Below are 14847 nucleotides of genomic sequence, written 5' to 3'. Positions count from 1 at the left end.
ACCTGCTACTTCGCGCAACAACCCGTTCGGTCCCACGAACACCACCGGGTGGAATCACGGATTCCACTTGTGGGGACGTACTCCTGTCGTCAAAACCCTCATCCACGGACCTTGCCGAATGGGTGGCCATCGCGCCCCGGAGGGGTGATCATGAGGAGACCAGAGCGCACTTCCCATGAGGAGGCACGGGTGGCCGAGACTCTGAAGAAGGGCAGCCGGGTGACCGGCGCCGCGCGCGACAAGCTCGCGGCAGACCTGAAGAAGAAGTACGACTCCGGTGCGAGCATCCGGGCGTTGGCCGAGGAGACCGGCCGCTCGTATGGCTTCGTGCACCGGATGCTCAGCGAGTCGGGCGTCACGCTCCGTGGGCGTGGCGGGGCGACACGAGGCAAGAAGGCTGCCTCGTCCTGACCCCGGGCGGCCCGCCGGCTTCGATGGTGGCCACCCGGTCGGTCCTTCGATCGGCCGGGTGGTTACTGTGCAGTCACTTAGCTGACCGCTAGCTGACCGCACTCATCGGAGGCGCCCCATGGCCACGCCCGACCAGGAACTCGTTCCCCTGCTCGACAAGGACGGCGTACGGCTCACCGTCGACGACGCGCTCGCCACGGTGACGCTGGTCAATCCGGCCAAGCGCAATGCGCAGAGCCCCGCGATGTGGCGGGCGCTCGCCGAGGCCGGGCGACTGGTGCCGGGCTCCGTCCGCGTGGTCGTGCTGCGCGGCGAGGGCAAGTCCTTCTCCGCGGGGCTCGACCGGCAGATGTTCACGCCCGAGGGGATCGAGGGCGAGCGGTCCTTCATCGATCTCGCGCGCAGTGGCGACGCCGAACTCGACGCCGCCATCGCCGGGTTCCAGGAGGGCTTCACCTGGTGGCGACGCAACGACCTCGTGTCCATCGCCGCCGTCCAGGGCCACGCCATCGGCGCGGGCTTCCAGCTGGCCCTCGCCTGTGACCTGCGCGTCGTCGCCGACGACGTGCAGTTCGCCATGCGGGAGACCAGCCTGGGCCTGGTACCCGACCTGACGGGCACGCATCCCCTCGTCTCGCTGGTCGGCTACGGCCGCGCGGCCGAGATCTGCCTGACGGGCCGGTTCGTGCACGCCGAGGAAGCGGTGAGCTCCGGCCTCGCCAACCTCGCCGTGCCCGCCGGGGAACTCGACACGGCGACCCGTGAGCTGGCCGCGGCGATCCTCGCCGCACCCCGCGAGGCCGTCATCGAGACCAAGGCCCTGCTGCGCGGCGCCGGCGAACGCACCTACGCCGAACAGCGCGCCGCCGAGCGCGCCGCCCAGTCCCGCCGTCTGCGGGACATGGCCGGCCTGGGCGAATGAGCCGCGTCCCGGCGGCCGTCCGTCACTCCACCGCAGTGACCACGACGGTCACCGTCGGGTGATCCCGTAGGGCCCGCGCCACCGCCCCGCGCACCTCCCGGGCCACTTCCAGGACCTGGTGGTTCGCGCTCACCGCGATCTCCACGCGCGCGTGGCGGTGCGGCAGGGCGGTCGCGTGCGGCAGTTCCTCGACGCGTACCGCCCGGCCGAGGACGTCGGTCATCCGGGTCACCCCTGCCACGGACAGGGCGGCGACGGTCGCGCGTGCCTCGTCGCCGTGCTGGGTCCTCCCGACGGGCGGCGGCTCGGGAACGGGCCGTACCGCCTCGGGACCCGGGGCCTCGTCCAGCAGGGCCGTCACCCGCAGGTCCACCTCCGCCACCACCAGGCCGAGACGTTCCGTCGCGGCCGCCGCCAGGGCCGTGCGCAGGCGGGCAGCCTGCGCCGGCAGCGGCTCGGTCGAGGAGGCGGCGAACTCCGCCGTCACCCGCAGCGGTCCGGGCGGCAGCGCGCTCGGCGGTGGCGGTACGGCGGGCTCGTACAACCCCGCCGGGTCCACCGCCGCGATCCGCAGCGCGCCCAACCGCACCCCCGCCACGCCCCCCACCGCCCGGCGCAGCACCGTGCGGGCCGCGTCCTCCGCGATCCACGCCCCGTCGCGCGGCCCACCCAGGGGGAGCAGTCTTCCGAGGCCCAGCTGGTGCCGTACCGCACTCGTCCACCCGTCCGTCATTCCTCCAGCCTGCCGCATTCCTGGCGCGCTGTCGGGCAACCGCGCTTACGGTGGTCGAGGGGACGACAGAACCGGACGTAAGGACGTACGGCGATGACCGAGACAACGGAGCAGAACCGGACGCAGACCCCTGACAGCGGTGCCGACCCGCTGCAGACCCGCAAGGCCTCCGCCAGGCGTGGCGGCGGGGACCCGGCGACCCGCGGGCGGACCACCATCGCCGACGGAGTCGTGGAGAAGATCGCAGGCCTGGCGACACGGGACGTCGTCGGCGTGCACGCGATGGGCAGCGGCCTGAGCCGCACCTTCGGCGCCGTACGGGACCGCGTGCCCGGCGGGGCGAAGTCCGTGACGCGCGGGGTCAAGGCCGAGGTCGGCGAGGTGCAGACCGCTCTCGACCTGGAGATCGTCGTCGACTACGGCGTGTCGATCACCGAGGTCTCGCGGGACGTGCGCGAGAACGTGATCGCGGCCGTGGAGCGGATGACAGGACTGGAGGTCGTCGAGGTCAACATCGCGGTGAGCGACGTCAAACTGCCCGAAGAAGAGGAAGAGGAGCCGGAGCCCCGGATCCAGTGACGTGGCAGTGAGGACTGCCGAGGGGAGCGCACCTTGAGCATGGCTGTGGTCGGCATGATCGCCGGCATGGCGCTGGGCTTCGCCGGATACTTCGGCGGGTTCGGGGCCTTCGTGCTGGTGGCCGCATTGGGCGCCATCGGCTTCGTCGTCGGCCGGTTCCTGGAAGGGGACCTGGAACTCGGCGACTTCTTCCGCACCCGCACCCGTGACGACCGGCGCCGGTGACGACGGCGATGACGACGGCGACGGCGAACGAGGGGAGCGACGCCCCGGAAGGACGCTCGGCAGCCGTTCCCCCCGGCCGTCGCGGCGCGACCCGGATCGCCGACCGGGTCGTGGCGAAGATCGCCGCCCAGGCCGCCCGCGAGGCGGTGGGCCCCCTGCCCGCGGACGCCGGACGCCCGCACGCGACCGTCCTCGTCCACCATGACGCCGCGCACGTCAGAGTCCACCTGGAGCTCGACTACCCGACCGACATCGGGGCCCGCTGTCATGAGGTGCGTCGTCATGTCACCGAGCGGGTAGGCGCGTTGGTGGGAATGGAGGTTCCGGAGGTCGCCGTCCAGGTGGAACGGCTGCACCTGACATCGGCCCCCGGCGTGGCACACGGGAGGACGCGATGAGCGAGCCCGCAGGCTTGCAGGGCACTGTGCCCGTTCTGGAGAAGCCCCCGCAGGACACCGACCCGGGACAGGGCGGTGACACAGGCCCCGCCAACCACCGGTTCTGGTCGGCGCGCCGCGTCCCCGCCGCCGTCGTCGCGGTGCTGGTGCTGGTCGTCTCGGGCGCCTTCCTCTACGACGTCGCCGCCGTCCGCGCCCACCGGCCCGTCATGGCCTGGCGGCGCGAACTCGCCCGGCAGCTCGCCGAACGCCCCCTCGACGACGTCTGGGTGCTGATCGGCGCCGGGGTCGCGGCGGCCCTCGGCCTGTGGCTCGTCGTCCTGGCCGTCACCCCGGGCCTGAGGGACGTCCTGCCGATGACCCGCCCCCACTCCGACGTCCGCGCCGGCCTCCACCGCGGCGCGGCCGCCCTGGTGCTGCGCGACCGGGCCATGGAGATCGCCGGCGTGCAGTCGGCCCGGGTGCGCGTCGGCCGCCGCAGGGCCGATGTCCGCGTGGTCTCCCACTTCCGCGACCTGGACGATGTGCACGCCGACCTGGAAGCCGTCCTCACCGACGCGGTCCGCGGCCTGGGCCTGACCCGGCCGCCCGCGCTCGCGGTCCAGGTACGGCGGCCCGGGAAGAAGGGGTGAAGACGATGCTCGGCACCGTCAACCGTGTGCTCCTCGGCGTCGTCGGGCTGGTGCTGCTCGCCGTCGGCGGCTCGGTCCTGGCCGTGGGCCTGGGCGCCCCGCCGCCGTCCTGGTGGCTGCACCAAGGCCCCCACGACAGCCTCCTCACCACCGCCGAACGCACCCGCTGGCGCGACGAGACCTGGTGGTGGCCGACGGTCATCGCGGTCCTCGCCCTCCTCGTGCTGCTCGCCCTGTGGTGGCTGACCGCCGTCCTGCGCCGCCGCCGGCTCGGCGAGCTCCTCGTCGACACGGGCGACGGCGCGGGCGCCCTGCTGCGGGGCCGTGCCCTGGAGGGCGTACTCGCGGGCGAGGCGGGCCGGATGGACGGCGTCGCCCACGCCCACGTCCAGCTCACGGGCCGGCGGGAGGCTCCCGAGGCACACCTGCGGCTGCTCCTGGAGCCGCATGTGGACCCGGCGACGACCCTGGACCGTCTGACGACCGGGGCCCTCACCCACGCCAAGGATTCCGCGGCCCTGAAGGCGCTGCCCGCCGAGGTGCGGATGAAGGCGGCCAAGCACAAGGCGGAAAGGGTGAGTTGAGAGCCGTCAAGGGCGCGGGGCGCTGTCGGGGGGCGCTGTCGGGGTACGGCTCCGCCGCGTGGGCGCGACAAGCCCTCACGCACCCGCACCCGCACCCGGCGCGGGACTCTCAGAACCCGTGCCGCATTCCGCCGTCGACCGGCAGCATGATCCCCGTCAGATAGGAAGCCGCCGGCGAGAGCAGGAACGCGGCCGCGCGGCCGAACTCCTCCGGCCTCCCGTACCGCCGCAACGGGATCCGGGACTCGTTGGCGACCCGAGTGGCCTCGGGGTCGGCCGACAGTGCGTCCAGCTCGCGCACGCGATCCGTGTCGATCCGCGCCGGCAGCAGCCCGACCACGCGGATCCCCCGAGGCCCCAGCTCGTCGGCGAGCGACTTCGCGAATCCGGCCAGCCCCGGCCGCAGCCCGTTGGAGATCGTCAGCCCGGGAATCGGCTCGTGCACCGACCCCGACAGCACGAACCCGATGACACCGCCCGCCTCCAACTCGGCGGCAGCCGTCCGCGCCAGCCGGACCGCCCCCAGGAACACCGACTCGAACGCGGCCTGCCACTGCTCGTCGGTGTTGTCCGCGACGAACCCGGGCGGCGGACCGCCCACGCTCACCAGTACCCCGTCGAACCCGCCGAAGGCGTCCCGCGCCGCCGCGATCAGCCGGGCCGCCGCGTCGGGGTCGGCGTTGTCCACGGCGACACCGACGGCGTTCGCCCCCAACTCGGCCGCGGCGTCGGCGACACGCTTGTCGTCCCGCCCGGTCAGCACGACCTTCGCGCCGTCCGCGACGAGCTCGCGCGCGGCGGCGTTGCCCAGGCCCCGCGTGGCCCCGGTGACGACGTACACCCGGTCCTTCAGTCCAAGATCCATGGCCCCTATCCTGCCCCCTCGCCGTCGTACAGGGCGAGGGCGGTGTTCACCAGGCCGATGTGACTGAACGCCTGCGGGAAGTTGCCCAGGTGCCGGCCGGCCACCGGGTCGTACTCCTCCGCCAGCAGCCCCACGTCGTTGGCCAGGCCGACGAGCCGTTCGAACAGCTCCCGCGCCTCCTGCGTACGGCCCGTCATGTGCAGGGCGTCCGCGAGCCAGAACGAGCAGGCCAGGAAGCTGCCCTCGTCGCCCGGCAGACCGTCGACGGGCGCGCCGTCGGTGCTGTAGCGGCGCACCAGGCCGCCGTGCCCGAGTTCGTCGCGGATCGCGTCGACGGTGCCGACCACCCGCGGGTCGTCCGGCGGCAGGAAGCCGACGCGCGGGATGAGCAGCAGCGAGGCGTCCAGGTCGGCCGAGCCGTAGAACTGGGTGAAGGTGTTGCGCCGCGGGTCGAAGCCCTTCTCGCACACCTCGCGGTGCACCTCGTCGCGCATGGCCCGCCAGCCCTCCAGGTCGCCGGGCAGCTTCGGGTGCTCCTCCAGGGCGCGGACGGCCCGGTCGGCGGCCACCCACACCATCACCTTGGAGTGCACGAACTGGCGTCGGCCGCCGCGCACCTCCCACAGCCCCTCGTCCGGCTGCCGCCAGTTCTCGGCCAGCCACTTCATCAGCGCGCTCTGCAACGACCACATGTGCGGCCTGGGCGCCATGCCGGAGGTCCGGGCCAGCGACAGCGAGTCCATCACCTCGCCGTAGACGTCCAGTTGCAGCTGGTCCACGGCGCCGTTGCCGATGCGTACGGGCGTCGAGCCGCCGTAGCCGGACAGCCACGGCAACTCGCACTCGGGCAGCCGGCGCTCGCCCGCCAGCCCGTACATGATCTGCAGGTCCGCCGGGTCGCCCGCGACGGCGCGCAGCAGCCAGTTGCGCCAGTTCTCGGCCTCCTCCTCGTAGCCGGCCGCCAGCAGGGCGCCGAGGGTGAGGGTGGAGTCGCGCAGCCAGCAGTAGCGGTAGTCCCAGTTGCGCACCCCGCCCAGCTCCTCCGGCAGGGAGGTGGTGAGCGCGGCGACGATGCCGCCGGTGGGGGCGTAGGTGAGGGCCTTCAGGGTGATCAGGGAGCGGACGACGGCGTCCCGGTGGGGTCCCTCGTAGCGGCAGCGGGCGGCCCACTCCTGCCAGTCCTCGACGCTGGTGCGCAGCGCCTCCCACGGATCGACGAGCGGCGGCCGGGACTCGTGCGAGGGGTGCCAGGTCAGCACGAACGCCACCGACTCGCCCTCGGCGACGGTGAACTCCGAGTACGTGCGGAAGTCCTCGCCCCAGGTGCGCACGGCCGGCTCGCTGCGGAACCAGACGGCGTCGGGACCGGCGATCGCCACCCGGTGCCCGTCGACCCGGCGCATCCAGGGCACGACCCAGCCGTAGTCGAAGCGCAGCCGAAGCGTGCTGCGGACGGTGACCCGGCCGCGCAGTCCCTCGACGATGCGGACGACGTCGGGGGCCCGGTCGCGTTGGGGCATCAGGTCGGTGACCCGGATCGCGCCCTCGGCGGTCTCCCACTCGGTGTCCAGGACGAGGGTGTCGGGCCGGTAGGCGCGCCGGGTGCAGGCACCCTTCACTCCCTTGGGGGTGATGCGCCAGTGGCCGTTCTCGTCGCCTCCGAGGAGGCGGGCGAAGCAGGCGCCGGAGTCGAACCGGGGCAGGCAGAGCCAGTCGACGGAACCGTCGACGCCGACCAGAGCCGCGGTCTGTTCGTCGCCGATGAGCGCGTAGTCCTCGATACGGGGGTGCACGGGGTGCGGGTTCCCAGCAGACCCGGGGGGCAATCAGGGGTGCAGCCGGGAGGGTGACCCCGGCCTCACCGCGTCGCGCTCCTTCAGCCCGGGCCGGTGCCGCGGCACGAGCGTCTCGCGCTGCCGGGACGGCAACCGCCCAGGGGCGTCGACCAGCACCCGCTGGTCGTCGCGCAGCAGCGCGGTGCTCTCGGCGCAGGCCACGGTCCCGTCCGCTACACCGCCGCCGGCTCGGCCTGTTCTTCCGCTTCCTTCGCCGCCGCCTGGGCCCGGTCGCGGGCCTCGCGGCGGGCCTGGACCACCCAGCCGAAGGGGACGCCCGCCGCGAACAGCCACCACTGGATGGCGTACGCGTAGTTCAGGGCCGCGTCCTCCTTGCCGGGCGCTCCGACCAGTTCGGGGCTGTCGCCCTTCGGCTCGGGCGCGATCTGCGCGATATACCCGCCGAGCACCTGGGCGCCGAGCCGCTGGGCCTGCTGCTCGCTGTTGATCAGCATGATCTGCCGGTCCGGCAGCCCCTTGAGGTTCTTGATGCCGCTCGCCGCGGTCGTCTCGTCGGGCATCAGCCGCCCGGTGACGGTGGTCCGGCCGCTCGGCGGCGCGGGGACCTTGGGGAACACGGTCTGGCTCGGACCGTCCGCGGGGATCCAGCCCCGGTTGACCAGCAGCACCTTGCCGTCCGTCAGGACGAGCGGCGTGAGGACGTGGAAGCCGACCGTCTCGTCGGCGTTGACCCGGCGCCTGACGACGACCTCGTGCGCGGTGTCGAAGGTGCCCGTGGCGGTCACGCTCCGATACCGCTCGCTGCGGGTGACAGCGTGCCCCGGGGTGGTCAGCTGCTCCACGGGCACCGGATCGGCGCCCAGCGCGTCGGAGACCAACTGGTTGCGCGCGGTGCGCTCGTCGTAGCGGTGCATCTGCCAGAAGCCCAGCCTGATCATCGTGGGGATGAGGAGGAGAGCGACCAGCGTGAGGATCACCCACTGCCGGGACAACAGGAAGCGGTACACCCCACGACCGTACAACTCGGTCGTGGGGCGCATTCGGGCGGGTACCGGAAGGGAGGCCTCCGGGGTCGGCTCACACCTTGTCGACGATCCCCACCCTGCCCTCCGCGCGGGCGCAGTGCGCGCCGCAGAACCAGTGCCCCTCGACCTCGACGCCCTGGCCGATGATCTGGACCCGGCAGTGCTCGCAGATGGGGGCCATGCGGTGGATCGCACAGGAGAAGCAGTCGAAGACGTGCACCGCGCCCTGGGCATGGACCTCGAAGGTCATTCCGTAGTCATTGCCGCAAACTTCGCATCTCGCCATGCGCCACAGGGTGGGCGCTCGTCCCCGGGCGGGCGAGCGGACGGCGGGCGAGTCGCGCGCCAATCACCCGTACGTACGGTCACCCGTCGGCCGGCTCGACGTCCCGCAGGAGTTGCCCGAAGGCGGCCTCGTCCACGACGGGCGTCCCGAACTGCCGGGCCTTGACCACCTTCGACGTGCCGGATTCGGGGTCGTTGGTGACCAGCAGGCTGGTCACCCGGGACAGACTCGTGGCGACGTGCAGCCCCGCCTCCGTGGCACGGTCCTCCAGCAGCTCACGCTCGACCGACGTGTCCCCCGAGAAGGCGACCCGCATGCCCTGCTTGAGCCTTTTGCCGTCCTCGTACCGGCCGGGGTTGGGGTACGGACAGGCGGGCCTCTTGCGGGACGGCCGCCAACTGCCGGGCCGATAACCGCCGTAGCCGCCGCCGTAGCCGCCGCCCGGGCCGCTCGCCTGCTGTCCGATCCGGGGCGCGGGCCGGTCGGACCACTCCGTCAGCGGCCGGCACTCCAGCAGCGGCAGCCGCACCCCGCCCGCCGCCGCGGCCCGCAGACTCGGCCGGAACGCCTCCGCGAGCACGCGCGCGTCATCGAGCGCATGGTGCGCCCGCTGCTGGACGACGCCGAAGTGGGCCGCCAGCGACTCCAGCTTGTGGTTGGGCAGCGGCAGCCCCAGCTCCTTGGAGAGTGCGATGGTGCACAGCCGCTGCCGCACCGGCGCCTCGCGCTCCGCGCGCGCGTACTCCCGCGCGATCATCTGCCAGTCGAAGACCGCGTTGTGGGCGACGAGCACCCGCCCGTCGAGCCGGGCCGCGAACTCCTCGGCGACGTCCTGGAAAAGAGGCGCGCCCTCAAGCACCTCGCTCGTCAGACCGTGTATCCACACCGGCCCCGGATCGCGCTCCGGGTTGACCAGCGTGTACCAGTGGTCCTCGACCTCACCGCGTGCGTCCAGCCGGTAGACGGCGGCGGAGATGATCCGGTCGTCCCGGGCCAGGCCCGTGGTCTCCACGTCAACGACCGCGTACCCCTGGGGATACGCGGTCGGCCACTCCGTGGGGGACGGCGCTGTCGTCGTGTGGTCTTCGAGCATGGTCATTGAGGATACGGGCCACCACTGACACCTCGTCGCACCTGCCCCGGCACCAGGGCGCCAGAAGCCCTTCGGCCCGTACGGAAGTTCGCCTCCCACGCGCGCGTGCGTGCGACCGCCGGCTGGCGGGCCCACAAGTGCGGGGCGCCGGAGCGCGGTTGAGCGGGGACGTCGGGCGGTCGACCGGCCGAGGTGCACGAGCGTCGGTACGAGGCCCATGACGCCCGGGGTGCCATCCTCCCTCCTGTGACGGAACCCACCCACGCCGAGGCCCACGACGCCTCCCTCGGATCCCGGTTGAACTGGCTGCGCGCCGCCGTCCTCGGCGCGGGCGACGGCATCGTCTCCACCGCGGGCCTTGTCGTCGGCGTGGCCGGCGCGACGGACGACCGCTCGGCGCTGTTGACGGCCGGCCTCGCCGGTCTGCTCGCCGGGTCGATGTCCATGGCGGCGGGGGAATACGTCTCCGTGTCCACGCAACGGGACTCCGAGAAGGCGGCGCTCGCGATGGAGCGGCGGGAACTGCGCGAGCAGCCGGAGGCCGAACTGGAGGAGCTGACCGAGCTGCTGAAGGAACGGGGCCTGTCCCGGGAGGTGGCCCGGGAGGCCGCCGTCCAGCTCACGGAACGGGACGCGCTGAAGGCCCACGCGCGCGTGGAGCTCGGCATCGACCCCGACGACCTCACCAACCCCTGGCACGCGGCCTGGGCGAGCTTCCTCTCCTTCACCGCCGGCGCCCTGCTTCCCCTCCTGGCCATCGTCCTGCCCCCGCCGGCCTGGCGCCTCCCGGTGACGGTCGTGTCGGTCCTGGTGGCCCTCACCGCCACGGGCTGGGCCGGCGCCCGTCTGGGCTCGGCGCCGCCGGGGCGCGCGGTGCTGCGCAACGTGGGGGGCGGGGCACTGGCGATGGGGGTGACGTACGCGGTGGGGGCCCTGCTGGGGGCGGCGGGGGTGTGAGGCGCTCTTGGCGGAGATCGCCAAGAAGCAAGCGCGTACCGTGGGGAATACTTGTGGGTAACAACGTCTAGCCGGTGCCCACCAGCAGTTCTACGGTGCCTGCATGCCGAACCTGCCCGATGTCGTGCTGTGGTCGATCCCCGCCTTCGTGCTGCTCACCGTGGTCGAGATGATCAGCGTCCGCATCCATCCCGACGAGGCCGCGGCCGGGTACGAGGCGAAGGACGCCGTGACGAGCGTCGGGATGGGGCTCGGAAGTCTCCTCTTCGACTTCCTCTGGAAGATCCCGATCGTCGCGATCTACACCGCGATCCACGAACTCACGCCCCTGCGCGTCCCCGTCCTGTGGTGGACGCTCCCGCTGATGCTGCTCGCGCAGGACTTCTTCTACTACTGGTCCCACCGCGGCCACCACGTCGTCCGCGTCCTGTGGGCCTGTCACGTCGTCCACCACTCCAGCGAGAAGTTCAACCTCACCACCGCGCTGCGCCAGCCCTGGACCACACTGACCGTCTGGCCGTTCTACGTCCCCCTGATCGCCCTCGGCGTCCACCCGGCCGCGCTCGCGTTCTGCTCCTCGGCCAACCTCGTCTACCAGTTCTGGATCCACACCGAGCGGATCGGCAAGCTGCCCCGATGGTTCGAGTTCGTGTTCAACACGCCCTCCCACCACCGCGTCCACCACGCCTCCCAGGGCGGCTACCTGGACCGCAACTTCGGCGGCATCCTCATCGTCTGGGACCGGCTCTTCGGCTCCTTCGTGCCCGAGGCGGACCGGCCCGTCTACGGGTTGACCAAGAACATCGGCACGTTCAACCCGGTCAAGGTGGCCACACACGAGTACGTCGCCATCGCCAGGGACCTGAAGGCGGCGAGCGGCTGGCGCGAGCGGGCGGGGCGGGTGTTCCGCGGGCCCGGCTGGCAGCCGGCGTCGACCGCCGCAGCCGCCCCAGCCTCAGCCCCAGCCTCAGCCCCAGCCTCCGCCTCCGCCCCGTCATCGGTCGAGGAGAACGCGACCGCGTGAACCCCCGCCTCCCGCTCGCCGCGTTCGCCCTCGCCACCGCCGTCGACCTGATCTCCCTCGCGGCCGGCTTCGATACGGGGCACGTCCTCGCCAAGCCGCTGCTCATGCCCCTCCTCGCCGCCTGGGCCGCCCTGCGCGGCGCACCCCGGCCGCTGATCGCCGCCCTCCTGTGCGGCTGGGGCGGCGACGTCCTGCTCCTGACCGACGCCGACCCCGCCTTCCTCGCCGGCATGGCCTCCTTCGCCGCCGGGCACGTCTGCTACCTGACGCTCTTCGTGCGCAGCGGCCGCCCACGCGCGCGAGGCACCCTCCTCGCCCCCTGCTACGCCGTCGTCCTGATCGCCACCGTCGCCCTGCTGTGGCCCGGCCTCCCCGCCGACCTGCGCCTCCCCGTCGCCGTCTACAGCACGCTGCTCACGGCCATGGCCTGCTCCGCCGCCACCGGGCTCGGCCCGGTCGCCGGCGCGGGCGGCGTGCTGTTCCTGCTCTCCGACACCCTCATCGCGACCGGCATCGCCGACCGGCCGCAGCCCCCGCGCCCCGACCTGTGGATCATGCTCACCTACGTCGCCGCACAGTTCCTGCTGGCCCATGGCGCCCTCGGCGCCCTCGGCGCCCTCGGCGGGCGACGCGCGGCGGCGGCGTCGTACGGCGAAGTGCGCTCGACCACGCCCTGAGCGCATGTACACCACAGCCGAGAAGGCCTCGCCGAGGAGGCGGCCTGCGACGGCCGCCCGCCGGCCGCGCTGCTCACCCTGACCGTCATCCCTTGATCGGCAGCGGCAACGCCGTCAGCAACCCCGACACCGCGACCACCACACCCAGCGTGACGATCTCCATGCGCGCGGGGGAGCAGGCGGTCAGCGGGTCGGCGGCCCGGCGCAGCCGGGTCCGCGCCCACAGGGCGAGCAGGGCGACCGCGCCGACGAGGAGCACCTTGGCGAGCAGCACGCGCCCGTACGCCGTCGTCGTGAGCTGGTCGAGCACGCTCTCCGACGGCAGCCGGCGCAGCGAACTGCACAGCCCGGTCGCGGTCACCCCGGCGAACAGGACGGCCGCCACGCGCGCGTAGAGCCCGAGCAGCGCTGTCCCCGCCTCGCTGCCGCCCCATCGGCGCAGCGTACGGAGCACGTTCAGCAGACCGCCCGCCCACAGGGCCGAGCACGTCAGGTGCACGACCGTCAGCCCGGAGCCGATCAGCGGCGTGTGCTCGGTCGGCGGGTGTGCGCGCAGCGCCTCCGCCAGGACGATCGCCGCGAGCGGCCACAGCTGACGGGCCGGCCGGCGCGAGAGCGCGCACAGCCCGGCCACCGCGAACGCGATCGCCTCCAGCAGCGCGAGGACCCCGCTCCGCGAGCCATGCCCGTGCGGCGCCAGCTCTCCGGCCGTCGCGGCGGCGGCGAACCCCACGACGGCCGCGTACGGCGCCCACTCGCCGGGCCGCCCGGCCGGGGCGTCGGGCAGCCGCCGGGCGAGTCCGCTCACGAACACCTCGCCCAGCTGCACGGACAGCGCCGCGAACAGCGCCGCCCGCAACAGCGCGACCACGCCGGAGTCCGGGGTCGTGGCTTCCCCGGTGCTGTGCACGGCGACGGACGGCCCGAGCAGGGGGACCAGCGCCCCGAGCCCCACCAGGAGGAGCAGCGCAACGGCCCGGCCGGGGCCGAGGCCGGTACGGCGGGCGGTTCGGCGGGCGCTGTCGATTGCTTCGGTCGGTCGTATGAGGGCCATGGCATGATCTTCACCATGTACGACAAAACGGGGCAAGTCGGCCTGAAACTACTGGGGGACACGGCGCCCACCCGCGGGTGAATCGTCGGCGGCTCAGAGCCAGCGCGCCGGATCGGCCCCCCAGACGCCGGGCGGCCGCGTCCAGTCGCCCGGGCCGCCGTCGAACGACACCGCCGGAAGGGCGTACCGCAGCCGCCCGATACGGCTGTCGGTCTCCGCGAGCCAGGGCGCCGGGCCCCCGTACGCCTCGCCGCTCACCTCGCCGTTCGCTTCCCGCCGCTCCTCCTTGGTCATCCCTTTGCCCTCCGCTTCGCCCATCCGGACGCCGTCCGCTGCGTCCGCCCCGATGCCGCCGCCCCGGCCGACACCCTCGGTCAGCCATGCCGCCGTCCGCGCCAGTGCCAGCCGCACGAACCGACCGCCGCCGTCGTACGACTGTTCGGTCAGTGCCCGCAGCACGGCCGCCGCCAGCAGATAGCCGGTGCCGTGGTCGAGGGCCTGCGCGGGCAGCGCGCCGGGCCGCTCGGCCGAGCCCTCGACGGTCGCGATGCCGGTGGCCGTCTGCACCAGGCTGTCGAAGCCGCGCCGCCCGCTCCACGGCCCGTACGCGCCCCACGCCGACACCTGCGCCACGACCAGCCCGGGCCGGCGCTCGGCCAGCGCCTCGGGGGAGAGCCCGAACCGGTCCAGGGCGCCCGGCCGGTACCCCGTGACCACGACGTCCGCCGCCTCGAGCAACTCCTCGAAGGCACGCCGGTCCACCGTCAGGTCCAGCAGCGCCGAGCGCTTGCCGAAGTCCGTGTCGGCGTGCTGGTCGGCAAGCTCGGGCAGGTGGGGCGCGTCGAGACGCAGGACGTCCGCACCCAGCAGGGCGAGGGTGCGGGTGGCGACCGGCCCGGCGAGCACCCGGGTCAGATCCAGGACGCGCAGCCCGGCGGCGGGCAGCAGCGGAGCGCCCCGGAGCGCAGTGAACGCAACGGTGCGTGCCCCGTCCAGTCGGCCCCGCTCGACCAGGGGGCGGGCGGCGACGGCGGCCGCCTGCTCGTGCGCGGCCCACTGCCCGGGCGTGCGCAACGCGACGGCCAGGCCCCCGGCCGCGTACACCGTGTTCTCCACGTCCAGGGCGGAGCGCTCGGCGAGCGCCGCTTCCACTGCGGCCGGGGCGGTGTCCTCGGGGTGCGCGGCGAGGTCGAGCGCCTTCAGCAGCCGCGCGCGGTGGTGGGGGTAGTTGGCGTGGGTGCGCACCCATCCGTCGGCCGTGCGCCAGAACCGCGACAGCGGGGCGAACAGAACCGGCGCCCGCCCGTCGACCAGCATCTGGCGCTCACTGGTGAACGCGGTGGCCACCGCCCCGTCGTCCACCCGGACCTCGGGCGCCCTCGCGAGCCCGGCCCGCCGCGCCCCCAGTTCGGCGGCGGCCAGCGCGCACGCGCCCGTACAGGCCCGCGCCAGCTCCCGGACGGGAAGGCGCCCCTGAAGAGCGCCTTCCCGCACCACGGTCGTCACCCGCGGGAGCAGGGCGGGGTCGCCGCCCACCGCGGACCAGGCCATCTCGATACCAGTCATGACCGCACTATGCAGCAGTG

18 protein-coding genes and 1 pseudogene are annotated in these 14847 nt (G+C 73.5%); 10 read left to right on the top strand and 9 right to left on the bottom strand.

The window, feature by feature from the left end; translation table 11 throughout:
• The first annotated feature begins 189 nt into the window (after positions 1-189).
• Together ACZ5SK_RS00280 and ACZ5SK_RS00275 are read left to right on the top strand one after the other, a co-directional pair.
• A complete protein-coding gene (locus tag ACZ5SK_RS00280; protein ID WP_004002281.1) occupies positions 190-411 on the top strand; it encodes a helix-turn-helix domain-containing protein in 222 nt (73 codons plus the stop codon).
• A gap of 118 nt (positions 412-529) precedes the next feature.
• A complete protein-coding gene (locus ACZ5SK_RS00275) occupies positions 530-1333 on the top strand; it encodes an enoyl-CoA hydratase/isomerase family protein (protein ID WP_334583594.1) in 804 nt (267 codons plus the stop codon).
• A gap of 22 nt (positions 1334-1355) precedes the next feature.
• Here the strand turns inward: ACZ5SK_RS00275 and ACZ5SK_RS00270 are convergent, their stop codons facing one another.
• Positions 1356-2066: a nucleopolyhedrovirus P10 family protein gene (locus ACZ5SK_RS00270; RefSeq protein ID WP_468574993.1), complete on the bottom strand. Its 711-nt coding sequence runs from the start codon at positions 2064-2066 to the stop codon at positions 1356-1358.
• A 93-nt stretch (positions 2067-2159) separates the two neighbouring features.
• Here ACZ5SK_RS00270 and ACZ5SK_RS00265 point away from each other — a divergent pair, with 93 nt between their 5' ends.
• Genes ACZ5SK_RS00265 through amaP form a run of 5 tightly spaced genes read left to right on the top strand, consistent with a single transcriptional unit; the run spans position 2160 to position 4484 of the window.
• On the top strand, positions 2160-2645 hold the full coding sequence (locus tag ACZ5SK_RS00265) for an Asp23/Gls24 family envelope stress response protein (RefSeq protein WP_079663166.1): 486 nt from the start codon (positions 2160-2162) through the stop codon (positions 2643-2645).
• 33 nt (positions 2646-2678) lie between these two features.
• Entirely contained in the window at positions 2679-2870 is a 192-nt protein-coding gene (locus ACZ5SK_RS00260) for a hypothetical protein (RefSeq protein WP_334583591.1), read from the top strand.
• Positions 2871-2878: 8 nt separating this feature from the next.
• Positions 2879-3268 (top strand): Asp23/Gls24 family envelope stress response protein, encoded by a 390-nt coding sequence (locus ACZ5SK_RS00255; RefSeq protein ID WP_334583590.1) that lies wholly within the window; start codon positions 2879-2881, stop codon positions 3266-3268.
• Positions 3265-3900 carry a DUF6286 domain-containing protein gene (locus tag ACZ5SK_RS00250; protein ID WP_334583589.1) on the top strand — a complete coding sequence of 212 codons (636 nt, stop codon included), beginning with the start codon at positions 3265-3267 and terminating at the stop codon, positions 3898-3900. Before ACZ5SK_RS00255 ends, ACZ5SK_RS00250 begins: the two co-directional genes overlap by 4 nt.
• A 5-nt stretch (positions 3901-3905) precedes the next feature.
• Positions 3906-4484 carry an alkaline shock response membrane anchor protein AmaP gene (amaP, locus tag ACZ5SK_RS00245; protein ID WP_443041414.1) on the top strand — a complete coding sequence of 193 codons (579 nt, stop codon included), beginning with the start codon at positions 3906-3908 and terminating at the stop codon, positions 4482-4484.
• 109 nt (positions 4485-4593) lie between these two features.
• On the opposite strand, the gene ACZ5SK_RS00240 is transcribed toward amaP, so the two are convergent.
• The 6 genes and pseudogenes from ACZ5SK_RS00240 to ACZ5SK_RS00215 all read right to left on the bottom strand — a co-directional run bounded on the left by ACZ5SK_RS00240 (position 4594) and on the right by ACZ5SK_RS00215 (position 9549).
• Positions 4594-5349, bottom strand: coding sequence for an SDR family oxidoreductase (locus ACZ5SK_RS00240; RefSeq protein ID WP_334583587.1), 756 nt, complete (start codon positions 5347-5349; stop codon positions 4594-4596).
• 5 nt (positions 5350-5354) lie between these two features.
• The gene (locus ACZ5SK_RS00235; protein ID WP_334583586.1) at positions 5355-7142 is read right to left on the bottom strand and encodes a glycoside hydrolase family 15 protein; all 1788 of its coding nucleotides are present in this window, start codon (positions 7140-7142) and stop codon (positions 5355-5357) included.
• 72 nt (positions 7143-7214) lie between these two features.
• A pseudogene (locus ACZ5SK_RS00230) lies at positions 7215-7352 on the bottom strand (SigE family RNA polymerase sigma factor); the annotation flags it as partial.
• Positions 7353-7357: 5 nt separating this feature from the next.
• Positions 7358-8152, bottom strand: a complete 795-nt coding sequence (locus ACZ5SK_RS00225; protein ID WP_334583585.1) for an SURF1 family cytochrome oxidase biogenesis protein — start codon at positions 8150-8152, stop codon at positions 7358-7360.
• A 70-nt stretch (positions 8153-8222) separates the two neighbouring features.
• Positions 8223-8456, bottom strand: a complete 234-nt coding sequence (locus tag ACZ5SK_RS00220; protein WP_079665165.1) for a hypothetical protein — start codon at positions 8454-8456, stop codon at positions 8223-8225.
• A 79-nt stretch (positions 8457-8535) separates the two neighbouring features.
• Entirely contained in the window at positions 8536-9549 is a 1014-nt protein-coding gene (locus ACZ5SK_RS00215; protein ID WP_334583584.1) for a DEDDh family exonuclease, read from the bottom strand.
• Positions 9550-9795: 246 nt separating this feature from the next.
• Here ACZ5SK_RS00215 and ACZ5SK_RS00210 point away from each other — a divergent pair, with 246 nt between their 5' ends.
• From ACZ5SK_RS00210 to ACZ5SK_RS00200, 3 genes are all read left to right on the top strand, one after another.
• Positions 9796-10506, top strand: a complete 711-nt coding sequence (locus ACZ5SK_RS00210; protein WP_334583583.1) for a VIT1/CCC1 transporter family protein — start codon at positions 9796-9798, stop codon at positions 10504-10506.
• Between the two features lie 103 nt (positions 10507-10609).
• Positions 10610-11530, top strand: a complete 921-nt coding sequence (locus tag ACZ5SK_RS00205) for a sterol desaturase family protein (RefSeq protein ID WP_334583582.1) — start codon at positions 10610-10612, stop codon at positions 11528-11530.
• Positions 11527-12207, top strand: coding sequence for a lysoplasmalogenase (locus tag ACZ5SK_RS00200; RefSeq protein WP_334583581.1), 681 nt, complete (start codon positions 11527-11529; stop codon positions 12205-12207). The genes ACZ5SK_RS00205 and ACZ5SK_RS00200 overlap by 4 nt, the downstream gene beginning before the upstream one ends.
• Before the next feature lie 85 nt (positions 12208-12292).
• Here ACZ5SK_RS00200 and ACZ5SK_RS00195 read toward each other — a convergent pair whose 3' ends face one another.
• Both ACZ5SK_RS00195 and ACZ5SK_RS00190 read right to left on the bottom strand, forming a co-directional pair.
• The gene (locus ACZ5SK_RS00195; RefSeq protein WP_334583580.1) at positions 12293-13261 is read right to left on the bottom strand and encodes a copper resistance D family protein; all 969 of its coding nucleotides are present in this window, start codon (positions 13259-13261) and stop codon (positions 12293-12295) included.
• A 93-nt stretch (positions 13262-13354) separates the two neighbouring features.
• Positions 13355-14827, bottom strand: a complete 1473-nt coding sequence (locus ACZ5SK_RS00190; RefSeq protein ID WP_457493574.1) for a CoA transferase — start codon at positions 14825-14827, stop codon at positions 13355-13357.
• Between the last annotated feature and the right edge of the window lie 20 nt (positions 14828-14847).

It is taken from the genome of Streptomyces sp. NPDC031474, assembly GCF_055581185.1.
The sequence above is the reverse complement of the archived record's forward strand: the minus strand, read 5'-3'. Positions and strand labels throughout refer to the sequence as shown.

Bases quoted from the DNA above. Each gene is read 5' to 3' on its own strand.
- ACZ5SK_RS00275 (WP_334583594.1), top strand. From the start codon at position 530: ATGGCCACGCCCGACCAGGAACTCGTTCCCCTGCTCGACAAGGACGGC.
- ACZ5SK_RS00270 (WP_468574993.1), bottom strand. From the start codon at position 2,066: ATGACGGACGGGTGGACGAGTGCGGTACGGCACCAGCTGGGCCTCGGA.
- ACZ5SK_RS00265 (WP_079663166.1), top strand. From the start codon at position 2,160: ATGACCGAGACAACGGAGCAGAACCGGACGCAGACCCCTGACAGCGGT.
- ACZ5SK_RS00255 (WP_334583590.1), top strand. From the start codon at position 2,879: ATGACGACGGCGACGGCGAACGAGGGGAGCGACGCCCCGGAAGGACGC.
- ACZ5SK_RS00250 (WP_334583589.1), top strand. From the start codon at position 3,265: ATGAGCGAGCCCGCAGGCTTGCAGGGCACTGTGCCCGTTCTGGAGAAG.
- amaP (WP_443041414.1), top strand. From the start codon at position 3,906: ATGCTCGGCACCGTCAACCGTGTGCTCCTCGGCGTCGTCGGGCTGGTG.
- ACZ5SK_RS00240 (WP_334583587.1), bottom strand. From the start codon at position 5,349: ATGGATCTTGGACTGAAGGACCGGGTGTACGTCGTCACCGGGGCCACG.
- ACZ5SK_RS00220 (WP_079665165.1), bottom strand. From the start codon at position 8,456: ATGGCGAGATGCGAAGTTTGCGGCAATGACTACGGAATGACCTTCGAG.
- ACZ5SK_RS00215 (WP_334583584.1), bottom strand. From the start codon at position 9,549: ATGCTCGAAGACCACACGACGACAGCGCCGTCCCCCACGGAGTGGCCG.
- ACZ5SK_RS00205 (WP_334583582.1), top strand. From the start codon at position 10,610: ATGCCGAACCTGCCCGATGTCGTGCTGTGGTCGATCCCCGCCTTCGTG.
- ACZ5SK_RS00195 (WP_334583580.1), bottom strand. From the start codon at position 13,261: ATGGCCCTCATACGACCGACCGAAGCAATCGACAGCGCCCGCCGAACC.
- ACZ5SK_RS00190 (WP_457493574.1), bottom strand. From the start codon at position 14,827: ATGACTGGTATCGAGATGGCCTGGTCCGCGGTGGGCGGCGACCCCGCC.